At 63.8% G+C, this 4,259-nt stretch carries 3 protein-coding genes and 2 pseudogenes; 4 read left to right on the plus strand and 1 reads right to left on the minus strand.

All coding sequences use genetic code 11. The features are described 5' to 3' along the window. Together EOA27_RS24895 and EOA27_RS42280 are read left to right on the plus strand one after the other, a co-directional pair. A partial coding sequence (locus EOA27_RS24895; RefSeq protein ID WP_145970514.1) for an ABC transporter substrate-binding protein occupies positions 1–1,516 on the plus strand: 1,516 nt, incomplete at its 5' end. A gap of 137 nt (positions 1,517–1,653) precedes the next feature. Further along, a pseudogene (locus EOA27_RS42280) lies at positions 1,654–1,875 on the plus strand (hypothetical protein); the annotation flags it as partial. A 70-nt stretch (positions 1,876–1,945) separates the two neighbouring features. Here EOA27_RS42280 and EOA27_RS24905 read toward each other — a convergent pair. Continuing rightward, positions 1,946–2,728, minus strand: a complete 783-nt coding sequence (locus EOA27_RS24905) for a hypothetical protein (protein ID WP_126083070.1) — start codon at positions 2,726–2,728, stop codon at positions 1,946–1,948. 149 nt (positions 2,729–2,877) lie between these two features. On the opposite strand from EOA27_RS24905, the gene EOA27_RS24910 reads away from it, so the two are divergent. Together EOA27_RS24910 and EOA27_RS24915 are read left to right on the plus strand one after the other, a co-directional pair. Further along, positions 2,878–3,504, plus strand: a complete 627-nt coding sequence (locus EOA27_RS24910; RefSeq protein WP_127257495.1) for a DUF4129 domain-containing protein — start codon at positions 2,878–2,880, stop codon at positions 3,502–3,504. Then, positions 3,501–4,259 (plus strand): annotated as a pseudogene (locus tag EOA27_RS24915) (DUF4350 domain-containing protein); the annotation flags it as partial. The gene EOA27_RS24910 and the pseudogene EOA27_RS24915, both read left to right, overlap by 4 nt.

Raw genomic sequence — 4,259 nt, forward strand, 5'->3', positions numbered from 1 at the left:
CGCCGGCGCGGTGGCGCTGGGCGGGATCGCCCCCTCGCCTGCCCGCGCCGCCGAGCCGAAAAAGGGCGGCGTGCTGCGCGTCGCGATGAACGTCAAGGGGTTCAAGGATCCGCGCACCTTCGACGGCGTCGAGATGTCGAATGTCGCGCGCCAGTGCAACGAATATCTGGTGCGCTGGAACACCGACTTTTCCTTCGAGCCCTGGCTCTTGGAAAGCTGGGAGACCAGCGATGATGCCAAGACGATCACTCTTCACGTGCGAAAGGGCATCACCTGGTCGAATGGCGACGCGTTCAACGCCGACGATGTGATCCACAATCTCAACCGCTGGTGCGATGCGTCGGTCGCCGGCAATTCGGTCGCCGCGCGCATGGGCGCGCTGGTCAATGCCGACACCAAGAAGCCGGTCGATGGCGGCATCCAGAAGATCGACGACTACACCGTCAAGCTCAACCTGCCCAAGCCCGACATTTCGCTGATCGCCGGCATGGCCGACTATCCGGCGCTGATCATGCACCGCTCCTATGAGGGCGAGGCCGACCCGAAGAAGGCGCTGGCGATCACCACCGGCCCCTGCGAGCTGGTGAGCTGGGATGCCGAGACCGGCGCGGAAGTAAAGCGCAAGGACAAACCCTGGTGGAAGGGCGAGTTCCATCTCGACGGCATCAAATGGGTCGATTACGGCTCCGACCCCAACGCCATGCTGTCGGCCTTCGAATCCGGCGAGATCGACACCGACCACGAAACCGCATCGGACGCCGTCTCGCAAACCGACAAGATGGGCCTGCAGAATTCCGAGATCGCCACCGGCTCGACCATCGTCGCGCGCTTCAATGTCTCCAACGCGCCCTATGACGACGTCAAGCTGCGCCGCGCCGCCCAGCTTGCCGTGGACAATGCGGCCGTGCTGAAGCTCGGCCTCGACGGGCGCGGCAAGCCCGCCGACAACCACCATGTCGGCCCCATGCATCCGGAATTCGCCGATATCGGCCCGGCCAAACGCGACGTCGACCAGGCGAAGAAGCTGATGTCGGAATGGGGCAAGGCCGACCACGAATATGAGCTGATCTCGGTCGACATCGAATGGCAAAAGAGCACCGCGGATGCGATCGCGGCGCAAATCCGCGAGGCGGGCTTCAAGATCAAGCGCACAGTGCTGCCGGCCGCGACCTTCTGGAACGACTGGAGCAAGTTCCCCTATTCCTGCACCGAATGGCTCGGCCGCCCGCTCGGCGTCCAGGTGCTAGCCTTGGCCTATAAATCGGGCGCGGCCTGGAACGAAAGCGCTTATTCGAACAAGGAGTTCGACGAGCTTCTCGACAAGGCGCTTGCGACGCCGGACGCCACGGCACGCAAAGAGATCATGGCCAAGATCGAGAGCAATTTGCGCGACAGCGGCATCATCATCCAGCCCTACTGGCGCTCGGTCTACCGCACCTATCGCAAGGGCGTGCAAGGCTGCGAACAGCACCAGGCGCTCGAGCAGCATTTCGAAAAGGTGTGGCTGGAGAGCTGAACCTCCGGGGCCGAAACAGCCGGCGTGGCTCGGTTGGGTCGCGCCGGTCGTTTGTCATTTGCCAATCAGCCGCCTTTCGGCACAGATTGCGCGCTCGGTCGGCTTTCACCGGCGCGAAATACGAGAAGCAGCAAGGCATGGATCACTTCGACCTCGGCACCTATCGCCGCCCCATTTCCACCTCCTCGGACGAGACGCAGCGCTGGTTCGATATCGGGCTGAACTGGTGCTACGGCTTCAACCACGAGGAAGGCATCAAATGCTTCGAGAAGGCGCTGGAGCGCGATCCCGGCTGCGCCTTCGTGCATTGGGGCATCGCCTATGCCGCCGGGCCTTTCTACAATCTGACCTGGAAGGAGCCGGACGAGCGTGCAGGCGGACTGTTGCTGTTGTCACTAGGCGGCTGTCGCTCCTCGACGGTGCCGGCCGCTACGAGAAAATCTCCGCCAGTTCGTCGATGCTTGCGCCTTCCTTCGCCTGACGCAGCTCGACGTAGCTCACCGCGGTGGCGATCGAGAGCACCATCGACACCACGGTCTGCACCAGCGCGGCGCCGATCTCGGCGATGAGGCCGCCGAACAGCACGAGAACGAGCAAAATTCCCCACTGGATGATCATCGCGATGATGATGAGAATGAGGAACAGGCCGAACAGCGACCAGCGGCTGCCCTTGGTCAGGGCGCGGCTGCGCGACATCGAGCCGAACACGCCCCGCCGTTCCTGGATCAGGACGGGCACCGACATCGACCAGCCAAGCCACAGAATGATGCCGGGCACGATCAGCAGCATCAGGCCAATGCCCGCGCCGAGAGCGACAAGAATGCCGATCGCCAGCGTCGGCAGCAGAAAGCGGATCGCAATCTGGATGCAGTCGCCGAAGGACGGCCGCTTGCCGTTGAGGTCCTCGATGGTCGCCCGCACCAGCGCCGATTGCAGCAGAAGCGTGCACACAAATGAAATCAGACCGGCGATGATGGTGATGTAGGAATTGCGAAATGCCGCGCTCGGATCAGGCATGGCACCAGGATCCCTTTGCAGAATCGCGTCGATCTGAGGCTGGGTCACCATCCGGATCACCAATGTCGGCAGGCCGGCGAACAGCGCCGCCAGCCCCACGCAAAGCCCGATGTTTCGGCCAATGACGCCGAATGTGTTGCTGAAGACCCTGCCGATCTCGAACCTGCCGGGTTGTCCCAAAGTTGCAGTGGTCATGATAATTTCCCCCGAGTCATCGCCGCATCCAATCGGTGACTTCAAAGTAAATTTGCCAAGATTGCGGGGCTGCGTCCAGTGCACTTGCAATTGTCATGGCGTATTGCCAGTGTCGGCCCTGAACCGCGGGTTGCAGGGGAAACGGGCGGGTGACAGCCGCAGGGACGGAAGATGCGGAACGGCTGGCACAGTTGCACATGCAGCTGCTGGCGGACGATTCGATCCAGTTCGGGCTGCCGACCTATGTGCGGCCCGAGCCGCCGCAGTGGCTGAAGCCGCTGCTGGATGGCCTGGCCAAGCTCGGCCCCTACATGATCTATCTGTTCTGGGGCGCGGTGATCCTCGGCGTCGCGATCATCGCTTTTCTGCTCGTCCTTGAAGCCAAAGGCGTCGCCTGGCGCCTGTCCTGGCGGCGCAAGCGCCAGGAGACCGAGGAGAAGGAGGGATGGCGTCCGGACGCTGAAGTCGCCCAGGTCCTGCTCTCCGAGGCCGATGCGCTCGCCGCCCGCGGCGAGTTTGACGAGGCGGTGCATCTTCTGCTGCGCCGCAGCGTCGCCGACATCGCGACCCACATACCGGACTTCCTGCGACCGTCGCTCACCGCGCGCGACATCGCGGCCGCCAGCTCGATCCCCAGCCGGCCCCGCGCCGCCTTCAGCGAGATCGCCCGCATCGTCGAAGCCGCGCTGTTTGCCCGGCGGCCCGTCGGCGCCGAAGGGTGGCAGCAGGCGCGCGGCGCCTATGAGCGCTTCGCCTTCCGGGACGCCTGGGCATGAGCGTGGCAACGACGGAAGCAGCGCAGGAGCCGTTCAGCCGCAAGACGTTGTTCTGGGGCATTTTCGCCAGTCTTCTGGCCGCTGCAGGCTTCTTCCTCCTGTCCACCTATGCGCCCGATTTCCGCCAGCCTGAAGGCGGCGCCACGCCGTTTTCGAAAGGCGGCACCGGTTATGCCGGGCTTGTCGAATGGCTGAAGCTCACCACTAGACAGGCGCCGCCGATGGAGCGCGGCGAGAAGGAGTCGCCGCTGGCTTCCACCTTCCTGCTCGTCGTCACCATCGCGCCGGGCAGCGACCCGGCCGCGTTCGATCACCTCATCAAGCTGCGCTCAGGCAAGGACACGCTGTTCGTGTTGCCGAAATGGCAGACCATGCCATTGCTGGGCCGTGACGGTTGGGAAACGAAAATCGAACGGCTGCCGAACTCGGTCGTCAACGACTGGCTCGGCCGCATCGCCAAGGCGAAGCTCGGCGAAGGCAAGCCGAAGGTCGACACGATCGATGTCCAAGGCCGCAAGATCGCCGTGCCGGACGAACTGCAATGGGTGGCGGACGATCACCCGCTGATCGCGGCCGGTGACGGCAAAGCCATCCTCACCGAGCTCGACAACGAACCCTTCTACATCCTCACCGATCCCGATTTCATCAACAATGCCGGGCTGAAGGACGAGCAGACGGCGGCCGCAGCGCTCGACATGATCGCCATGCTGGAGCCCGCCAAGGGCGCGGTCATGTTCGACCTGACGCTGCACGGC

This window comes from Mesorhizobium sp. M2A.F.Ca.ET.037.01.1.1, from assembly GCF_003998075.1.
In the GTDB taxonomy this organism is placed as follows: domain Bacteria; phylum Pseudomonadota; class Alphaproteobacteria; order Rhizobiales; family Rhizobiaceae; genus Mesorhizobium.

Coding starts and splice junctions, on each gene's coding strand:
- EOA27_RS24905 (WP_126083070.1), bottom strand. CDS start 2,728: ATGACCACTGCAACTTTGGGACAACCCGGCAGGTTCGAGATCGGCAGG.